This is a genomic window from Billgrantia antri, assembly GCF_017868935.1.
Lineage (GTDB): Bacteria > Pseudomonadota > Gammaproteobacteria > Pseudomonadales > Halomonadaceae > Halomonas > Halomonas antri.
Map to the genome: position 1 here is coordinate 4,237,680 of NZ_CP053383.1, position 19,343 is coordinate 4,257,022.

A 19,343-nucleotide genomic window follows, 5' to 3' on the forward strand; every position below is an offset into this window, starting at 1 on the left:
TCCAAGTCAGGCTGGCTGAGGCCGCCCGCTGGACTGGCGTGCGGCCTCTTGCGCCCACGAGCGAGCCGCCTCCAGGCAGCTGTCCCAGTCGCCCACGTGCAGGAAGCGACCAGGATCGCGCTTTTCCAACTGGTAGCGGTACATGGGGTCATAGTATTCGGTGAGCAGCGGTGCCAGCCAGGCCTCGTGCGCCTGGCGATTGCCGCGTTCGTGTTCACGGAAGGCAAGCTGCTGCAGCCGCTGCAGGCGTGCCAGCCGCGCATGACCCAGGCGCTTCTTCAGCCTCGCCAGCGCACTCAAGAGCTGCTTGCGCATCAGCGTCCAGCCCAGCCATTCGCCGAACTGCTGGCGATATATCGCCCACAGGTCGTCGATGTAGTCCTTGTGGATCTGCGCCAGACGCCAGTCGAGCGGCATTTCCACCCGAACCCTGGGGGCAAGCTCCATGGCTCGCCAGAAAGCGAGCGGTACATTGGCGGCACCGATATGACGCGACTCGTCCTCCACCACCAGCGGCCCCGGCAACGACAGCAGGCGCAGCCCCATGGAATGCTCGAAGTCGATCTGGCTCGGCGCCGGAAGAGGATGCCGGCCAAAGGCAGAACCCTTGTGCCGGGCGCATCCCTCGAGATCGAGCCCATTGGATAGCGCCTGGATCAGTGCCGTCTTGGCACAGCCGGTAAGCCCGCCCACCACCAGCAGCGGCTGCTCGGCCGCCGCGTCGATGCGCCGGCACAGCGCTTGACGCATCGCCTTCCAGCCGCCGCGGATGCGTGGACGCTCGACAGCGGCATCGGCCAGCCACTGCTGGGCGATCTGCGAGCGCAGCCCACCACGATAGCAGTAGATGATCGCATCGGGATGCGCCTCGACCAGGCGCTGCCAAGCCGCGATGCGTGCCTCTCGAATACCGCCGCTGACCAGCCGTTGGCCCAGCTCGATTGCCGCCTGCTGACCACGCTGTTTGTACTCGATACCCACCAGACGACGCTCCTCGTCGTCCATCAGCGGCAGGTTCACCGCACCGGGCAGGCTGCCCTGAGCGAACTCCACCGGGGCGCGTACGTCGACCAGTACCCGCTCCTGGCGAAGCAGGGAAAGATCGGGCTCGATCAGCGGCAGCTTCACCCACGCACCTCGATCAGTGCCTGTCCCTCGGCCTTGACCATCTCGCCGAATGGCACCAGCTCGATGCCATGCTCGCGACCGATGCGCTCGACGTCATCCTCCCACGAGGGGTGCACCGAGAGCAGCAGACCGCCGGAGGTCTGCGGGTCGCACAGCCACTGCCAGTGCGGCTCGTCCATGTCCTTCAGGGCAGCGCCCAGAGCGTTGCGGTTGCGATGGGTGCCGCCGGGCACTGCACCGCGGCGACGATAGGCCTCGGCCTCGGCCAGCCGCGGCAGGCGACGAAAGTCGATGCGCGCCGCCACACCGCTGGCCTGACATACTTCGGTGAGATGCCCCGCCAGCCCGAAGCCGGTCACGTCGGTCATGGCATGCACCCCCTTCACCTTGGCCAGCGCCATGCCGATCTGGTTGGGCTTGAGCATGGTCTCGCGGGCCAGGGTCTGATGGCCGGATTCCAGCAGGCCCTGTTTCTCGGCGGTAGTCAGGAAGCCGACGCCCAGCGGCTTGGTCAGGAACAACAGGTCACCTACCTGGGCGCCCTTGTTGAGCTTCAGGTGCTCCAGATCGACAAGGCCATTGACCGCCAGCCCGAAGATCGGCTCCGGCGCATCGATGGAGTGCCCGCCGGCCAGCGCCAGGCCCAGCTCGCGGCATACACCCTGGGCGCCCGCCACCACGTCGCCGGCGATCTCCGGCCCCAGCTTGTCCAGCGGCCAGCCGAGGATGCCGAGCGCCAGCACCGGCCTGCCACCCATGGCGTAGACGTCGCTGATGGCATTGGTCGCGGCGATGCGGCCGAAGTCGAAGGGGTCGTCGACGATGGGCATGAAAAAATCGGTTGTGGCGATCATGCCACGCCCATCACCCAGGTCGTACACGGCGGCATCTTCGCGGCCCTGGTTGCCCACGATCAGTCGCGAGTGGGTGGCTCCGGGCCCGGCCTTGGCCAGGATGCCGTCGAGTACGTCGGGTGCAATTTTGCAACCACAGCCGGCACCATGGCTGTATTGGGTCAGGCGAATCGCGCTCATCTCGTTCTCCTTGGCAATCGTTTGGTCATTCTATCGCAGTGAGAGGTCCTTTCTCACAGCGCCTCGAGGGCATCGGCCAGCTTGTCCACCGCCACGACCTCCATGCCCTCGGGAGGGCGCTTCGGCGCATTGGCACGCGGCACGATGGCACGGGTAAAGCCGTGCTTGGCGGCCTCGACGATGCGCTCCTGGCCGCTGGGCACGGGGCGGATCTCGCCGGACAGCCCCACCTCACCGAAGGCCACCAGCTCGCGGGGCAAGGGACGATTCTGCAGGCTGGACACCACCGCCAGCAGCACGGCCAGGTCGGCGCTGGTCTCGAGGACCTTGACCCCGCCGACCACGTTGAGGAAGACGTCCTGGTCACCGGTGAACAGCCCGCCGTGGCGATGCAGCACCGCCAGCAGCATGGCCAGGCGATTCTGATCGAGACCCACGGCCACCCGTCGCGGATTGCCCAGCGCCGACTCGTCGAGCAACGCCTGCACCTCCACCAGCAGCGGCCGCGTGCCCTCCCACACCACCATCACCAGGCTGCCCGGTGCCTGCTCTTCGCTACGCGAGAGAAAGATGGCACTGGGATTCTTCACCTCCTTGAGGCCATGCTCGAGCATGGCGAACACGCCCAGCTCGTTGACCGCACCGAAGCGGTTCTTCTGTCCACGTAGGGTGCGGAAGCGCGAGTCGGCGCCGCCTTCGAGCAGCAGCGAGGCATCGATCATATGCTCCAATACCTTGGGCCCGGCCAGGGTGCCGTCCTTGGTCACGTGCCCCACCAGCAGCAGCACGGTATTGGACTGCTTGGCAAAACGCGTCAACACCGCAGCGGACTCACGTACCTGGGCCACGCCGCCGGGAGCCGAGGCGATGTCCTCGAGGTGCATCGTCTGGATCGAGTCGATGATCAGTATCTCGGGCCGCTCACGCTCGGCGACCGCCAGTACCGTCTCGACGCTGGTCTCGGCCAGCATCTTCAACCCCTGGGTAGGCAGCTGCAATCGATGCGCCCGCATCGCCACTTGGGAGAGTGACTCCTCGCCAGTGACATAAAGCACCTTGCGCGCCTGGGCCAGCTTGCAGGCGGTCTGCAGCAGCAGCGTCGACTTGCCGGCCCCGGGATGCCCCCCAAGCAGCACCGCAGACCCCGGCACCAGGCCGCCGCCCAGCACCCGGTCGAACTCACCGAACGTCGAAGAGAGTCGTGGCACCTCGGTGAGGTCGACGCTGCCCAGGTCGACGACCTCCTTCGACAGCGTGCCGGCATAGCCGGCGCGCCCGGCACCACTCGAGGCCGCAGCCCCGGGGCGGGGGGCAGCGAGCCTCACCTCGCTCAGGGTATTCCACTCCAGGCAGCTCGAGCACTGCCCCTGCCACTTGCGATACTCCGCCCCGCACTCGGTACAGACGAAGGCGCTCTTCGCTTTGGCCATGCTGGCCTCTCTCCGGCTTCTATGTGCGCTCATTCTAACAGGACGGCCAGATACGCGAAGGCGGCCCGCAGGCCGCCTTCGCTACCGCTCGAGCCCGTCGTTACTGGCGCTGCAGCTGCAGGGCTTCGTTGTTCTGGAAGCGACGACGCTGAGGATCGATCAGCTCCAGGGTCTGATCGTCGACGCGCAGGAAGTAGTAGATCTGGCCTTCGCCATCCGGCGTCAGCTCGTATACGGTGGCATCGGGGTCGACCGCCGTGCCGCTGAGCACTTCCCAGTTGCCGGCATACTCTTCGTCAGGCGGTTCCTGAGGATGCTCCTGATAACTGGCGCGCAAGTCGAAGGTTCGTTCCTCCGGTGCTGCCTGCTCGTCACCTCGAAGCGTCACGTTCAGGTCGATGCCCGCGCAGTTGCGGCAGGGCAGGGTACCTTGATAAACGACTTCGGCATCATCCATTGCCATGTCGGCACGGTCATCAGCCGGGCCGGCCGCACAGCCGGCCAGGAAGGCCAGCATGGCCGAGCCAGCCAGCAGGGTCCTTACTTGCATTTGCTCACTCCTAAAACCGATGGGTTTCCGTTATGTCAGCGTATGTCACAGCATAACCCCTCATGGCGCTGGCAGACAGTCTCGTCTGTTCCTGCCCGGCATATCGCCTCTAGACCCCCGGGTGAACGTACATGAATACCATTGCCAGCACGAAGGGCATCACCACCAGGCTAGCCAGGTTACCGATCAGCACGAGGGAGGCCACCTTGTGCGGCTCCTGCCGATACTGCTCGGCTACCAGATAGTTGAGCACGGCGGGAGGGAGTGCGGCAAATACCCATAGAGCCGCCGCCTGCAACCCCGTCAGGTCCAGCCACAACACCATGGGGACGGCCAGAACCAGGCCCGAGAGCGGGCACAGCACGGCCCCCAGCAGACCGGTCCTCCAGTCGCCGAAGTCGATATCGAGCATACGCACGCCAAGCGCGAACAGCATCAGAGGGATACACACCCCACCCAGCATGTGCAGTGCCTCGAGAAGCCAGCCGGGCAGCGGCACCCCCCCCAGGTTGACGCCCAGCCCGGCCAGGCTGGCCAGGACAATCGGCATCCGCAACAAGCGCCATAGCGGCGTGCGCGGGCTGAGCATGTAAAGGCCCACCGAAAAGTGCAGCAGCATCTCGACGATGAATACCACTACCGCAGCAGGCAGCGCCGCCTCACCAAAGGCAAGCACCAGCAGAGGGATGCCCATGTTGCCGGAATTGTTGAACATCATCGGCGGCAGGAAGGTCTTGGGCTCGAGCTTGAGGATTCTGACCAGCGGCAACAGCACCAGGCCCGAGCCCAGCACCACGACGGCCGCTCCCAGCGCCAGACCCGCATACTCCGCCAGCGGAGCCTGCCGGTCCGCCAGCACCGCGAACACCAGCATGGGAACGAAGATTTCCATGTTGAGGGTGTTCAGGCTACGTATGTCCGGGGTACGAAAACGGCCGTAGAGAGTGCCGCAGCCGGCTATCAGGAATACCGGCAGCAGCGTGGCAATGATCTGGGCAGTCATGTATGGGGTTCCAGCATCCTGGCGAAAGCGCCTAGGCTAGCACGCTGGCGGCTTGCGCGGTCAGGCTGCAGCGGTCAACATGGCCTAAAGTTCCGTCCAATGAGAAACGAGACACCATGAGCCAGTTCTGGAGCCCGGCGGTGCGCGAGTTGACGCCTTATGTCCCAGGCGAGCAGCCACGCGAAAAGCTGATCAAGCTCAACACCAACGAGAACCCCTACCCGCCGGCCCCCGGCGTCGAGGCAGTGCTGCGCGAGTATCCGGTCGACCACTTGCGCCTCTATCCCGATCCGCAGTCGCTGGCTTTGCGCCAGGCACTTGCTCGGGAGCATGGGGTGGAAACGGAGCAGGTATTCGTTGGCAACGGCTCCGACGAGGTGCTGGCCTTGGCCTTTCAGGCCTTCTTCTGCCACGACATCCCACTCGAGATGCCCGAGATCACCTATAGCTTCTATCCGGTCTACTGCAAGCTGTATGGCGTCGAGCGTCGCGCTCTGCCGCTGGACCAGCACTGGCGGGTCGATCTCGACGCTTTCACACCCGGCAGCGGCGGCGCCATTTTCGCCAATCCCAATGCCCCCACGGCACACGGCCACCCGCGCGAGGCCATCGCCGCGCTGCTCGACCGACTGACGAACCAGGTCGTGCTGGTCGATGAGGCCTATGTCGATTTCGGTGGTGAAAGCGCCGTGCCGCTCGTTGATCGCTACCCCAACCTGCTGGTGACGGGCACCTTCTCCAAATCACGTAGCCTGGCCGGCCTGCGGCTGGGTTACGCCATCGGTTCGCGCGAGCTGATCGAGGGACTCGAACGAGTCAAGGACTCCTTCAACTCCTACCCCATCGACAGCCTGGCCAGTGCGCTCGGGACCGCTTCACTGGAAGACCGCGAACACTTCGACGCATGTCGCGAGCGCGTCATTACCACCCGTGAGCGTACAGCTCGTCGCCTCACGGAACTCGGTTTCGAGGTGCTTCCCTCTCAGGCCAACTTCGTTCTCGCTCGCCACCCGCAGCACGATGCTGCACAGCTCTTCGTAGGCCTTCGCGAACGGGGCATCCTGGTGCGTCACTTCAATACCGAGGCGCTGCGTGATTTTCTGCGCATCACGATCGGTACCGACGACGAAATGGATAGCCTCATCGAAGCCTTCGAGCTGCTTTGCCGCTGAACCATGGCTGACGGACGTCTGCATGGCGTCCGCCCCATTTCGAGGTGCCGTGATGACCACGAATCCCCTCCCTCTATCGGGGGTCCACCATGTCGCCCTGATCACGGCCGACTATCCGCGTGCCAAGCGCTTCTATCTTGAGGTGCTGGGTGCAGAGATCGTCAGCGAAACCTTTCGCACCGAGCGCGACAGCCACAAGCTGGACCTGCGCCTGCCGGGCGGCATCCAACTGGAGCTCTTCTCCTTTCCCGATCCGCCGGCACGCCCCAGCTACCCCGAAGCCTGCGGTTGGCGCCACCTTGCCCTGGCCACCAGCGACCTGGATACCTGCGTGAGCATGCTCAAGGCGCGCGGTGCACGGCCCGAGCCCATTCGTACCGACGCCTCGACGGGGGCGCGCTTCACTTTCCTGAGCGACCCTGACGGAGCTCCTATTGAGCTGTACGAACAAAACTAACAGGCAATGAAAAACCCCGAGCACTAGCGCACTCGGGGTTTTGGAATAGATGCCTGACGATGTTCGGGCCGTTCGGAGGGCGGCGCTCCGCCACTCTCCAGGGGAGGCCCCAAACGGCGAAACCCCGACCAATTGGCCGGGGTTTCTGAAGAGATGCCTGACGATGACCTACTCTCGCATGGGGAGACCCCACACTACCATCGGCGCTGAGCGGTTTCACTGCTGAGTTCGGCATGGGATCAGGTGGTTCCCACTCGCTATGGTCGTCAGGCGAAAACGGTTGGAATCATGCTGACGCGATCGTCTCTGCCCGGCTCTCGCTCAGGCGGCGTATCCGTCAATCGTGCGCGATGCGCAGACCCCTTGGGGTTATATGGTCAAGCCTCACGGGCCATTAGTATCGGTTAGCTCAACGCCTTGCAGCGCTTCCACATCCGACCTATCAACCAGCTGGTCTCGCTGGGCCCTTCAGGAGGCTCGAGGCCTCGGGGATGTCTCATCTTGAAGGGGGCTTCCCGCTTAGATGCCTTCAGCGGTTATCCCGTCCGCACGTAGCTACCCGGCAATGCCACTGGCGTGACAACCGGAACACCAGAGGTGCGTCCACTCCGGTCCTCTCGTACTAGGAGCAGCTCTTCTCAAACATCCAACGCCCACGGCAGATAGGGACCGAACTGTCTCACGACGTTCTAAACCCAGCTCGCGTACCACTTTAAATGGCGAACAGCCATACCCTTGGGACCGACTTCAGCCCCAGGATGTGATGAGCCGACATCGAGGTGCCAAACACCGCCGTCGATGTGAACTCTTGGGCGGTATCAGCCTGTTATCCCCGGAGTACCTTTTATCCGTTGAGCGATGGCCCTTCCATACAGAACCACCGGATCACTAGAACCTACTTTCGTACCTGCTCGACGTGTCTGTCTCGCAGTTAAGCACCCTTATGCTCTTGCACTCAATGCACGATTTCCGACCGTGCTGAGGGTACCTTCGTGCTCCTCCGTTACTCTTTGGGAGGAGACCGCCCCAGTCAAACTACCCACCACACACTGTCCTCGATCCGGATCACGGACCTGAGTTAGAACGCCAATGATGCCAGGCTGGTATTTCAAGGTTGGCTCCGCCCGAACTGGCGTCCGGGGTTCCTAGCCTCCCAGCTATCCTACACAAGCAACATCAGCGTCCAGTGTGAAGCTATAGTAAAGGTTCACGGGGTCTTTCCGTCTAGCCGCGGGTACACAGCATCTTCACTGCGATTTCAATTTCACTGAGTCTCGGGTGGAGACAGCGTGGCCATCATTACGCCATTCGTGCAGGTCGGAACTTACCCGACAAGGAATTTCGCTACCTTAGGACCGTTATAGTTACGGCCGCCGTTTACCGGGGCTTCGATCAAGAGCTTCGCCCGAGGGCTAACACCATCACTTAACCTTCCGGCACCGGGCAGGCGTCACACCCTATACGTCCGCTTACGCGTTGGCAGAGTGCTGTGTTTTTAATAAACAGTTGCAGCCACCTGGTATCTTCGACCGCCTCATGCTCCAGCCGCGAGGGCCTTCACACTAACGCGGCGTGCCTTCTCCCGAAGTTACGGCACCATTTTGCCTAGTTCCTTCACCCGAGTTCTCTCAAGCGCCTGGGTATTCTCTACCTGACCACCTGTGTCGGTTTGGGGTACGGTCCCACTGTATCTGAAGCTTAGAGGCTTTTCCTGGAAGCGTGGCATCGATGACTTCCACCCCGTGGGGTGTTCGTCTCGCCTCTCGGCCTTGGGGATCCGGATTTGCCTGAATCCCCAGCCTACGGGCTTTCACCAGGACAACCAACGCCTGGCCCACCTAGCCTTCTTCGTCCCCCCATCGCAATACAGTGAGGTACGGGAATATTGACCCGTTTCCCATCGACTACGCCTTTCGGCCTCGCCTTAGGGGCCGACTCACTCTGCTCCGATTAGCGTCGAACAGAAACCCTTGGTCTTCCGGCGGGGGAGTTTTTCACTCCCCTTGTCGTTACTCATGTCAGCATTCGCACTCGTGATACCTCCAGCAGACTTCTCAATCCACCTTCATCGGCTTACACGACGCTCCTCTACCGCTTGCCATTCGGCAAGCCCGTAGCTTCGGTACCTGGTTTAGCCCCGTTACATCTTCCGCGCAGGCCGACTCGACTAGTGAGCTATTACGCTTTCTTTAAAGGATGGCTGCTTCTAAGCCAACCTCCTAGCTGTCTGAGCCTTCCCACATCGTTTCCCACTTAACCAGGATTTCGGGACCTTAGCTGACGGTCTGGGTTGTTTCCCTTTTCACGACGGACGTTAGCACCCGCCGTGTGTCTCCCACGCTTGCACTCACCGGTATTCGGAGTTTGCCTCGGGTTGGTAAGCCGGGATGGCCCCCTAGCCGAAACAGTGCTCTACCCCCGGTGGTGATACGTGAGGCGCTACCTAAATAGCTTTCGAGGAGAACCAGCTATCTCCGGGCTTGATTAGCCTTTCACTCCGATCCACAAGTCATCCAAATCTTTTTCAACAGATCCTGGTTCGGTCCTCCAGTTGATGTTACTCAACCTTCAACCTGCTCATGGATAGATCGCCCGGTTTCGGGTCTATTTCCAGCGACTGGTCGCCCAGTTAAGACTCGGTTTCCCTACGCCTCCCCTATTCGGTTAAGCTCGCCACTGAAAATAAGTCGCTGACCCATTATACAAAAGGTACGCGGTCACAGAACGAGTCTGCTCCCACTGCTTGTACGCATACGGTTTCAGGATCTATTTCACTCCCCTCTCCGGGGTTCTTTTCGCCTTTCCCTCACGGTACTGGTTCACTATCGGTCAGCCAGGAGTATTTAGCCTTGGAGGATGGTCCCCCCATGTTCAGTCAAGGTTTCACGTGCCCCGACCTACTCGATTTCACATGTTCAGGCTTTCGGCTACGGGACTATCACCCCCTATGGTCGAGCTTCCCAGCTCGTTCGCCTAACCAGTCACATGCTTAAGGGCTACTCCCCGTTCGCTCGCCGCTACTGGGGGAATCTCGGTTGATTTCTTTTCCTCGGGGTACTTAGATGTTTCAGTTCCCCCGGTTCGCCTCCCAACACCTATGGATTCAGTGTGGGATACCCAGCTTGTGCTGGGTGGGTTTCCCCATTCGGAAATGCCCGGGTCACAGGTTGTTTGCCACCTCACCGAGCCTTATCGCAGGCTACAACGTCCTTCATCGCCTCTGGCTGCCAAGGCATCCACCGTATGCGCTTAATCGCTTGACCATATAACCCGAAGGGGTCTGGTCTGCGATCACGTACGACAATTGCCGGATACGCTTGAGACGTATCACTTTCGTTTTCTCCTTGCGGAGAAAACTTGTCAGCATGATTCACATTGTTAAAGAGCAGACTGTTCAGAGAACAGTGGGAAGTCTTAGGACTTCCCACTGGTCACTGCAGACAAGACTGGCTTGGAGAAGATGGTGGAGCCAAGCGGGATCGAACCGCTGACCTCCTGCGTGCAAGGCAGGCGCTCTCCCAGCTGAGCTATGGCCCCACTGATTCCGGCCTTCCCTTCAGGGTCGGTTCGGTTATTTTATTCAGTCCAAGGCATCTCGGGGCGACGCATAGCCTGCTATGCGAGTCACGAAATAACGCAGGGCTGGATAAAATTGGTGGGTCTGGGCAGATTTGAAATAAACCCGGCAACCTCACCCTTCTCTTTACAGAACTTCCGGGGGTGCGCTCTCACCAACTGAGCGACAGACCCGGTCGAAGCTCGAGAATGGTGGGTCTGGGCAGATTTGAACTGCCGACCTCACCCTTATCAGGGGTGCGCTCTAACCAACTGAGCTACAGACCCATTGGTCGCGCTGGGTCCATACCCAAACAGTCTTTGCTCTGGCCGATCAGGTAATTCATTGTGGGCACTTGCCGCGAGGCGGCGATACGTCGTTTAAGGAGGTGATCCAGCCGCAGGTTCCCCTACGGCTACCTTGTTACGACTTCACCCCAGTCATGAACCACACCGTGGTGATCGCCCTCCCGAAGGTTAGGCTAACCACTTCTGGTGCAGTCCACTCCCATGGTGTGACGGGCGGTGTGTACAAGGCCCGGGAACGTATTCACCGTGACATTCTGATTCACGATTACTAGCGATTCCGACTTCACGGAGTCGAGTTGCAGACTCCGATCCGGACTGAGATCGGCTTTCTGGGATTGGCTTGCCCTCGCGAGCTCGCAACCCTTTGTACCGACCATTGTAGCACGTGTGTAGCCCTACCCGTAAGGGCCATGATGACTTGACGTCGTCCCCACCTTCCTCCGGTTTGTCACCGGCAGTCTCCCTAGAGTTCCCGACCGAATCGCTGGCAAATAGGGACAAGGGTTGCGCTCGTTACGGGACTTAACCCAACATTTCACAACACGAGCTGACGACAGCCATGCAGCACCTGTCTCTGCGTTCCCGAAGGCACCCCTTCGTCTCCGAAGGGTTCGCAGGATGTCAAGGGTAGGTAAGGTTCTTCGCGTTGCATCGAATTAAACCACATGCTCCACCGCTTGTGCGGGCCCCCGTCAATTCATTTGAGTTTTAACCTTGCGGCCGTACTCCCCAGGCGGTCGACTTATCGCGTTAACTGCGCCACAAGTCCGCGAAGGACCCAACGGCTAGTCGACATCGTTTACGGCGTGGACTACCAGGGTATCTAATCCTGTTTGCTACCCACGCTTTCGCACCTCAGCGTCAGTGTCAGTCCAGAAGGCCGCCTTCGCCACTGGTATTCCTCCCGATCTCTACGCATTTCACCGCTACACCGGGAATTCTACCTTCCTCTCCTGCACTCTAGCCTGACAGTTCCGGATGCCGTTCCCAGGTTGAGCCCGGGGCTTTCACAACCGGCTTATCAAGCCGCCTACGCGCGCTTTACGCCCAGTAATTCCGATTAACGCTCGCACCCTCCGTATTACCGCGGCTGCTGGCACGGAGTTAGCCGGTGCTTCTTCTGTGGGTGATGTCTTCCCTGACGGGTATTAACCGTCAGGCGTTCTTCCCCACTGAAAGTGCTTTACAACCCGAGGGCCTTCTTCACACACGCGGCATGGCTGGATCAGGGTTGCCCCCATTGTCCAATATTCCCCACTGCTGCCTCCCGTAGGAGTTCGGGCCGTGTCTCAGTCCCGATGTGGCTGATCATCCTCTCAGACCAGCTACGGATCGTCGCCTTGGTGAGCCATTACCTCACCAACCAGCTAATCCGACATAGGCTCATCCGATAGCGCAAGGTCCGAAGAGCCCCTGCTTTCTCCCGTAGGACGTATGCGGTATTAGCCTGGGTTTCCCCAGGTTATCCCCCACTACCGGGCAGATTCCTATGCATTACTCACCCGTCCGCCGCTCGCCACCAGGGAGCAAGCTCCCCGTGCTGCCGCTCGACTTGCATGTGTTAGGCCTGCCGCCAGCGTTCAATCTGAGCCATGATCAAACTCTTCAGTTTAAAATCATCGAGTCCTTGCTCGTCCGAAGACGAAAGCGGACCAATCTCGGCTCAAGGTCAAAGCTTCTCAAAAGACCCGAAGGTCTCGACGAGTCGCTTGCCTTGAAATGGTGTGACTTCTCACCACCTCATCGACAAGCGCCCACATGAATTACCTGATCGATTGTTAAAGAGCGGCTCCGAACTCTTGAAGGAGCGGAGCGTCTCGCTTGCTGTCGTGGCCGTCGATCCAGTGATCGAGAGGCCTCGCCAGCGCCCTGCGAGGAAGGCGTATTCTACTGAAGCGCCGGAGCTTGTCAACTCTCTTCGAGGCCGCCACCGAAATGACCCTGGCATCGAAGACCGGCCTAGGCCGGCGACCGCAAGCCCGCTTGAGGACTTGCTTTCGAGTGAGGCGCATTCTACCGAATCCGCCGTGGGCGTCAAGTGCGAATTTTACGAAGCGAATCGAAAAACCCAAAGCAAGACAGCCACTTACCACTCTTCCCACCGCCTGCAACGTTGCCCGTCGCCGGCAGCGGATGCGTACTTTACGGCTTTCCCCTGGCCCCTGCAAGGGGCGCCTGTAAAAAAATTTCAAACGCGTGGCGATGCGATGTCAGAACGCAGGCGGCGAGCTATCCACAGGCGCTGGCAGACGAGGGGCTGTGGATGGTTTCGGTGCGGGACGAAGACGACAACGCCCGCGCGAGGCGGGCGTCGGTTGAACAACTGACTTGCAATCAGTTGGCCAGGGGGACCGTGGAATAGCTCAGCGCAGCGTGACCCGGGCGTAGCGCTTTTTGCCTGCCTGGATCACGTAGCTCTTGCCGGTATCGAGCATGTGGTCCTTGGATACGACTTCGCCGTCGACCTTGACCCGGCCGTTGCCCAGCATGTCCTTGGCCTGGGCACTGTTGTTGGCAAGTCCTGAACGGTTGAGTACCGCAGCGATAGGCGCCTGGTCGCTGCCCTCGAAGTCGACCTCCACCTCGGGCAGGTCTGCGGGCAGTTCGCCTTCGGCCAGGCGATTGCCGGCCGACTTGTGGGCATTGGCCGCGGCTTCCTCACCGTGGTAGCGCCCGATCAGCTCGCGGGCAAGCTCCATCTTGATGTCCCGCGGGTTGGCTCCGGCTTCGACATCGCGCTTGAGCGACTCGAGCTCTTCGTTCGATTTCAGCGAGAGCAGCTCGAAGTAGCGCCACATCAGGCTGTCGGGCATGGAGACGAGCTTGTTGAACATCGATCCCGGCGCCTCATCGACGCCGACATAGTTGCCCAGCGACTTCGACATCTTCTGCACGCCGTCGAGCCCTTCGAGCAGCGGCATGGTCATGACGACCTGCGGCTCCATGCCGAAGTGCTTCTGGATCTCACGCCCCATCAACAGGTTGAACTTCTGGTCGGTGCCACCCATCTCGACGTCGGCCTCGAGCGCCACTGAGTCATAGCCCTGCACCAGCGGGTAGAGAAACTCATGGATGGAGATCGGCTGGCCCGACTTGTAGCGCTTGTCGAAGTCGTCGCGCTCAAGCATGCGCGCCACGGTGCTCTGGGCCGCCAGCTCGATCATCTTGGCCGCGCCGAGTTCGCCGAACCACTCGGAGTTGAAGCGCACCTCGGTCTTGTCGGGATCGAGGATCTTGAACACCTGCTCCTTGTAGGTCTGGGCATTGGCACGAACCTCGTCCTCGGTGAGCGGCTTGCGGGTGACGTTCTTGCCAGTGGGGTCGCCGATGCGTCCGGTGAAGTCGCCGATCAGGAAGATGACCTGGTGACCCAGGTCCTGAAACTGGCGCATCTTGGTCAGCAGCACGCTGTGACCGAGGTGCAGGTCGGGAGCCGTCGGGTCGAAGCCCGCCTTGATGCGCAGCTTGCGGCCGGACTCGAGCTTCTTGACCAGCTCCTCCTCCAGCAATATCTCCTGGGTGCCTCGCTTCAGCAGCGCCAGTGCGCTTGCGACGTCGGTCATCGTCTCCCACTCCACAATTGCGTTGATCCACCCCACGGCAGGGTCCATCGAATGGGGCACGATGTTAGCATGACTTCACGCCTCGCGGGCGGCCACGTTAGGGGGGAAAAGAGATGGCGCTATTCGTGGGTTTGATGTCCGGCACCAGTCTGGATGGTATCGATGCCGCCCTGGTCGAGATCGACTCGTCGGGGCATTCGCGGCTGCTCTCCACGCATGCCGAGCCGATGCCCGACACGCTGCGCGAGCGCTTGCTGTCACTGTGCCAGGCTGAACGGGTCGCCTTCGCTGAACTGGCCTGCGCCGAGGATGCCTTCAGCCGACTCCAGGCTGAGGCAGTGACGAAGCTGCTGATCAGCAGCGGCACGCCGGCGGAGCAGATTCAAGCGATCGGCAGCCACGGCCAGACCATCGAGCATGCGCCCTGGGGTCACGCCGAAGGCCCCGCCTATACCCTGCAACTCGACAACCCGAGCCTGCTCGCCGAGCTGACGGGGTGCCGGGTGGTGGCCGACTTCCGCCGCCGCGACCTGGCGGCCGGCGGACAGGCCGCGCCGTTGGCCCCGGCGTTTCACGAGGCACTGTTCCGGCGCGCGGGGCAGTGGCAGCTGGCCCTCAACCTGGGCGGCTTCGCCAATCTGACGTTGCTGCCACCCTCGGAAATCAAAGCCGAGATCATTGCCTTCGATACCGGCCCGGCCAACGCCCTGCTGGATGCCTGGCATGCCCATCATCGCGGCGGCCGCTTCGATGCCGACGGCAGCTGGGCGGCCTCGGGGCGAGTGGACGAAACGCTGCTGGAGAGGTTGCTTGCCGAGCCCTTCTTCCATCGCCCGCCGCCGCGCAGCACCGGACGGGAAGTCTTTCATCTCGACTGGCTGGGCCGACACCTGACGGGACAGGAGCGGGCCGAGGACGTCCAGGCCACGTTGGCGGAGCTAACCGCCACCAGCGTGGCCCTGGGCATCGAGATGGCACGAGAGATCGTCAATGCCCCCCCTGCCACGGCGCTGATCCCTTGCGGAGGCGGTACGCATAATCGCGACCTGCTAGGCCGTCTGGCCCGCCACCTGCCCGAAACCGCCCTGGTGCCCAGCAGCGACTGGGGCTGGCCGGCCGACTGGCTGGAGGCCGGGGCCTTCGCCTGGCTCGCCTGGCGCCGCCTGGAAGGGCTGCCCGGCAACTTGCCCAGCGTCACCGGTGCCGCCGGCCCGCGAATCCTCGGCGGTATCTACTCGCCCTAAAAACAGGGCAGGGCTAGAAATCGTCGTCGTCGCGCAGCGAAAACCGCTGGGCACCGTCCTGGGCTTTCGTCAGCACGTCGCTCTTCTCGTCGCCGTACTTGATCATCATGCGCAGTTCGTTGGCCGAGTCGGCGTGTACCATCGCCACCTCCTCGCTGATCGTGCCGGCCTTGTAGAGATCGAACAGTGCTTGGTCGAAGGTCTGCATGCCCTGGTCGCGCGAGCGGGCCATGACGTTCTTGATCTCGCCGACGTCGCCCTTGCGGATCAGGTCGGCGATGAGCGGTGTACGCAACAGGATCTCGATGACCGGGGCGCGCCCACCGTCGCGGGTCGGCAGCAGCTGCTGGGCGACGATGGCATGCAGGTTGAGCGACAGGTCGAGCCAGATCTGCTCGTGACGCTCATGCGGAAAGAAGTGAATGATGCGATCGAGCGCCTGGTTGGCGTTGTTGGCATGCAGGGTCGCCAAGCACAGGTGCCCCGTTTCGGCGAACGTCAGGGCGTGCTCCATGGTCTCGCGTGTGCGCACCTCACCGATCAGAACCACATCCGGCGCCTGGCGCAGGGTATTCTTCAGCGCCACCTCGAACGACTCGGTGTCGATCCCTACCTCACGCTGGTTGATGATCGCTTTCTTGTGGGGATGCACGTACTCGATGGGATCCTCGACGCTGATGATGTGGCCGCCCACGGTCTCGTTGCGCTGCTGGATCATCGATGCCAGGGTGGTCGACTTGCCGGTACCGGTGCCACCCACCACGAACACCAGTCCGCGCTTGAGGTTGGCCAGCTCGCCCAGTTGGGCAGGCAGGGAGAGTTCCTCGAGGTGGGGGATCTCATAGGCAATGCGACGGATCACCATGGCCCACTGGTTTCGCTGCTGAAAGGCGCTGACCCGGAAACGCCCCCGGCCGGAGAGACTCAGCGCGAAGTTGGCCTCGCGCTCCTGCTGGAAGCGCTCCTTGAGCCCCTCCGGCACGGCGGTATTGACCAGCTCGCGCACCTGCTCCACCGACAACCGCTGGTCGCCCAGCGCCGTGAGCTTGCCGGCGGTCTTGATGGTGGGCGGCGCCTGCACCGAGATCAGCAGGTCCGAGGCCTCCTGACGGGCCATGATGTCGAGCAGCTGCTCCAACCATTCCTGTGCTTTCATCTCTCCGCTCCCCTGTCAGATGTCTCGGCGCTCAGCTGGTCAGCACGCTCTTGGCACGGGCTTGGGCCTCGTCGCGATTGACCACGTTTTCTGCCACCAGCTTGGCGAGGGCGGCATCGAGGGTTTGCATGCCGATATTGCCGCCGGTCTGGATGGCCGAGTAGATCTGCGCCACCTTGTCCTCACGGATCAGGTTGCGCACCGCTGCATTGGCGACGAGGATCTCGTGGGCCGCCACGCGGCCGCCGCTGCGGCGCTTGAGCAACGTTTGCGAGATGACCGCCTGCAGCGACTCCGAGAGCATTGAGCGCACCATGGCCTTCTCCTCGCCGGGAAAGACATCGATGATACGGTCGATGGTCTTGGCCGCCGAGGTGGTATGCAGGGTGCCGAACACCAGGTGGCCGGTCTCGGCGGCCGTCAGCGCCAGACGGATGGTCTCGAGATCACGCATCTCGCCGACCAGTATCACGTCGGGATCCTCGCGCAGCGCGCTGCGCAGCGCCTGAGCGAAGCCGTGTGTGTCGCGGTGCACCTCGCGCTGGTTGATCAGGCAGCGCTTGCTGCGATGGACGAATTCCACCGGGTCCTCGATGGTGAGGATGTGGTCGTAACGGTTATCGTTGATATAGTCGATCATCGCAGCCAGCGTCGTGCTCTTGCCCGACCCAGTGGGGCCGGTGACCAGCACCAGTCCGGTGGCAGCAGCGCCAGGCGGCGGAAGACCTCGCCCAGCTCCAGGTCGTCCATGGTCAGTACTTCACTGGGGATGGTACGGAATACCGCGCCAGCGCCGCGGGCCTGGTTGAAGGCGTTGACACGAAAGCGTGCCACGCCCGGCACTTCAAAGGAGAAGTCGGTCTCGAAGAACTCCTCGTAGTCGCGCCGCTGCCGATCGCCCATGATGTCGTAGATCAGCTTGCGGACCTCGCGGTCCTCCATGGCGGGCACGTTGAGCCGACGAATGTCGCCGTCGACGCGAATCATCGGCGGCAATCCGGCCGACAGGTGCAGGTCAGAGGCGTTCTGCTTTGCCGAGAACGCCAGCAGTTCGGTAATATCCATGCGATTCCCCAGCTCCCCGATAGAGGTTCCAGCGAGTATGACAGACCTTGCGGACATGACGGAGATCATGTGGCTGATATGACGGATACCATGCTTTCCGAGTCGCTGACCAGTGCTCGCGAACGCCTCTCGCGGGCGCTGGTCACGGCCGGACGCCCAGCCGACGCAGCGCGGCTGCTTGCCGTCAGCAAGACCAAACCGGCCGGCATGATTCGTGAGGCCTGGCAGCTGGGCCAGCGCGAGTTCGGCGAGAACTATGTTCAGGAGGCGCTGGAAAAGCAGGCCGAGCTGGCCGACCTGGAAGGGATCGTCTGGCATTTCATCGGCCCGCTGCAGGCCAACAAGACGCGGGCCGTGGCCGAGCACTTCGACTGGGTCCACAGCATCGATCGCGAGAAGATTGCCCGGCGTCTGAACGACCAGCGCCCTGACGCCCTGGCACCGCTCGACGTGTGCCTGCAGGTCAACGCCAGCGGCGAAGCCAGCAAGTCGGGGGTTGCCTTCGACGAGCTGGAGGGCCTGGCGAACGCGGTGCTCGCGATGCCGCGCCTGCGCCTGCGTGGGTTGATGACCATTCCGGCCCCGGCCGCAGACATGGCGAGCCAGCGCGAGCCCCTGGCAAGGCTGCGCTTGGCCCTGGAAGCGCTGCGTAAGCGCTTCCCCGAGGCGCCGCTGGACACCCTGTCGATGGGCATGAGCGACGACCTCGAGGCCGCCGTGCAGGAGGGCGCCACTCTGGTGCGGCTGGGCACGGCTATCTTCGGTGCACGCAACACATCGCATCGTTGAACGATGCATGCGTACCGGTGCGAGCCGGACGCTATTTACAGCAGAAGGACGGATCGCAATGGCCAGCAGAGTCACCTTCATCGGCGCCGGCAACATGGCCGGCGCCATCATCGGCGGAATGATCGACAATGGCCATCCGGCCACCGCCATCACTGCCACCTCGCCGAGCGACGACGTGCTGGCGCCGCTACGCGAACGCTTCGGTATCCGTACCGATACCGACAATGCCACAGCGATACGCGACGCCGATGTCGTGGTGCTGGCGGTCAAGCCGCAGATCATGCGCGGCGTGTGCGAGGGGCTGCGTGACACCCTGCAGCGCCAGCGGCCACTGGTCATTTCAGTGGCGGCCGGGCTGACTGCCGAGTCGCTGCAGGCGTGGATGGGCGGCGGTCTGCCGCTGGTACGCTGCATGCCCAACACCCCCTCGCTGGTCGGCGCCGGTGCCGCCGGCCTCTACGCCACCGCCGAGGTAAGCAACGAGCAGCGCTCTCTGGCTTCTGAGTTGCTCGAGGCCGTGGGGATTGCCGAATGGGTGGAGGAGGAAGGTCTGCTGGACGCGGTGACCGCCGTGTCCGGCAGCGCCCCGGCCTACTTCTTCCTGATGTTCGAGGCCATGGAGGAAGCCGGCGTCAAGCTCGGCCTGCCGGCCGAGACGGCGCGACGCCTGGCGATCCAGACCGCCCTGGGGGCTGCCCGCATGGCGCAGAGCAGTGAGTTCCCCCCGGACCGGCTCAAGCGCAACGTGATGTCACCCGGAGGCACTACCGAACGTGCCATCGAGCACCTGGAGCAGGCCGGACTGCGCCAAATCATGGCCGAGGCCATGGAAGCCTGTGCCGCCCGGGCACAGGAGATGGCCGAAGAACTCGGCAAGCGTTAGCCTTT

The 19,343-nt window shown here is 62.4% G+C and carries 12 protein-coding genes, 3 tRNA genes, 3 rRNA genes and 1 pseudogene; 5 read left to right on the top strand and 14 right to left on the bottom strand.

Annotated elements, in window-relative coordinates; translation table 11 throughout:
• Window positions 1–6: 6 nt before the first annotated feature.
• The 5 genes from mnmH to HNO53_RS19755 all read right to left on the bottom strand — a co-directional run bounded on the left by mnmH (window position 7) and on the right by HNO53_RS19755 (window position 5,145).
• The gene (gene mnmH, locus HNO53_RS19735; protein WP_209474550.1) at window positions 7–1,128 is read right to left on the bottom strand and encodes a tRNA 2-selenouridine(34) synthase MnmH; all 1,122 of its coding nucleotides are present in this window, start codon (window positions 1,126–1,128) and stop codon (window positions 7–9) included.
• On the bottom strand, window positions 1,125–2,162 hold the full coding sequence (selD, locus tag HNO53_RS19740) for a selenide, water dikinase SelD (RefSeq protein ID WP_209474552.1): 1,038 nt from the start codon (window positions 2,160–2,162) through the stop codon (window positions 1,125–1,127). The genes mnmH and selD overlap by 4 nt, the downstream gene beginning before the upstream one ends.
• 53 nt (window positions 2,163–2,215) lie before the next feature.
• Window positions 2,216–3,592: a DNA repair protein RadA gene (radA, locus tag HNO53_RS19745; protein WP_209474554.1), complete on the bottom strand. Its 1,377-nt coding sequence runs from the start codon at window positions 3,590–3,592 to the stop codon at window positions 2,216–2,218.
• Between the two features lie 100 nt (window positions 3,593–3,692).
• A complete protein-coding gene (locus HNO53_RS19750) occupies window positions 3,693–4,142 on the bottom strand; it encodes a copper resistance protein NlpE N-terminal domain-containing protein (RefSeq protein WP_209474555.1) in 450 nt (149 codons plus the stop codon).
• Window positions 4,143–4,251: 109 nt separating this feature from the next.
• Window positions 4,252–5,145, bottom strand: coding sequence for an AEC family transporter (locus tag HNO53_RS19755; RefSeq protein ID WP_209474557.1), 894 nt, complete (start codon window positions 5,143–5,145; stop codon window positions 4,252–4,254).
• 116 nt (window positions 5,146–5,261) lie between these two features.
• On the opposite strand from HNO53_RS19755, the gene hisC reads away from it, so the two are divergent.
• A complete protein-coding gene (gene hisC / locus HNO53_RS19760; protein WP_209474559.1) occupies window positions 5,262–6,317 on the top strand; it encodes a histidinol-phosphate transaminase in 1,056 nt (351 codons plus the stop codon).
• A 52-nt stretch (window positions 6,318–6,369) separates the two neighbouring features.
• The gene (gene gloA2, locus HNO53_RS19765) at window positions 6,370–6,774 is read left to right on the top strand and encodes an SMU1112c/YaeR family gloxylase I-like metalloprotein (RefSeq protein ID WP_209474561.1); all 405 of its coding nucleotides are present in this window, start codon (window positions 6,370–6,372) and stop codon (window positions 6,772–6,774) included.
• A 155-nt stretch (window positions 6,775–6,929) separates the two neighbouring features.
• On the opposite strand, the gene rrf is transcribed toward gloA2, so the two are convergent.
• From rrf to tyrS, 7 genes are all read right to left on the bottom strand, one after another.
• Window positions 6,930–7,045 (bottom strand): 5S ribosomal RNA (rrf, locus tag HNO53_RS19770).
• Window positions 7,046–7,147: 102 nt separating this feature from the next.
• A 23S ribosomal RNA gene (locus HNO53_RS19775) occupies window positions 7,148–10,037 on the bottom strand.
• Between the two features lie 198 nt (window positions 10,038–10,235).
• Window positions 10,236–10,311 (bottom strand) — tRNA-Ala (locus HNO53_RS19780).
• 116 nt (window positions 10,312–10,427) lie between these two features.
• A tRNA-OTHER gene (locus HNO53_RS19785) sits at window positions 10,428–10,524 on the bottom strand.
• Between the two features lie 16 nt (window positions 10,525–10,540).
• Window positions 10,541–10,617 (bottom strand) — tRNA-Ile (locus tag HNO53_RS19790).
• Window positions 10,618–10,711: 94 nt separating this feature from the next.
• Window positions 10,712–12,250, bottom strand: a 16S ribosomal RNA gene (locus tag HNO53_RS19795).
• The 16S, 23S and 5S rRNA genes sit together here with 3 tRNA genes alongside, the layout of an rRNA operon.
• Window positions 12,251–13,001: 751 nt before the next feature.
• Window positions 13,002–14,201, bottom strand: coding sequence for a tyrosine--tRNA ligase (gene tyrS / locus HNO53_RS19800; RefSeq protein ID WP_209474563.1), 1,200 nt, complete (start codon window positions 14,199–14,201; stop codon window positions 13,002–13,004).
• A gap of 113 nt (window positions 14,202–14,314) precedes the next feature.
• Here tyrS and HNO53_RS19805 point away from each other — a divergent pair, with 113 nt between their 5' ends.
• The gene (locus HNO53_RS19805) at window positions 14,315–15,445 is read left to right on the top strand and encodes an anhydro-N-acetylmuramic acid kinase (RefSeq protein WP_209474565.1); all 1,131 of its coding nucleotides are present in this window, start codon (window positions 14,315–14,317) and stop codon (window positions 15,443–15,445) included.
• Window positions 15,446–15,458: 13 nt separating this feature from the next.
• Here the strand turns inward: HNO53_RS19805 and HNO53_RS19810 are convergent, their stop codons facing one another.
• Both HNO53_RS19810 and HNO53_RS19815 read right to left on the bottom strand, forming a co-directional pair.
• The gene (locus HNO53_RS19810) at window positions 15,459–16,601 is read right to left on the bottom strand and encodes a PilT/PilU family type 4a pilus ATPase (RefSeq protein WP_209474567.1); all 1,143 of its coding nucleotides are present in this window, start codon (window positions 16,599–16,601) and stop codon (window positions 15,459–15,461) included.
• A gap of 31 nt (window positions 16,602–16,632) precedes the next feature.
• Window positions 16,633–17,666, bottom strand: a pseudogene (locus tag HNO53_RS19815) (type IV pilus twitching motility protein PilT).
• 78 nt (window positions 17,667–17,744) lie between these two features.
• On the opposite strand from HNO53_RS19815, the gene HNO53_RS19820 reads away from it, so the two are divergent.
• Both HNO53_RS19820 and proC read left to right on the top strand, forming a co-directional pair.
• Window positions 17,745–18,455 (top strand): YggS family pyridoxal phosphate-dependent enzyme, encoded by a 711-nt coding sequence (locus HNO53_RS19820; RefSeq protein WP_209478726.1) that lies wholly within the window; start codon window positions 17,745–17,747, stop codon window positions 18,453–18,455.
• Between the two features lie 58 nt (window positions 18,456–18,513).
• The gene (gene proC / locus HNO53_RS19825; RefSeq protein ID WP_209474569.1) at window positions 18,514–19,338 is read left to right on the top strand and encodes a pyrroline-5-carboxylate reductase; all 825 of its coding nucleotides are present in this window, start codon (window positions 18,514–18,516) and stop codon (window positions 19,336–19,338) included.
• Window positions 19,339–19,343: the final 5 nt, after the last annotated feature.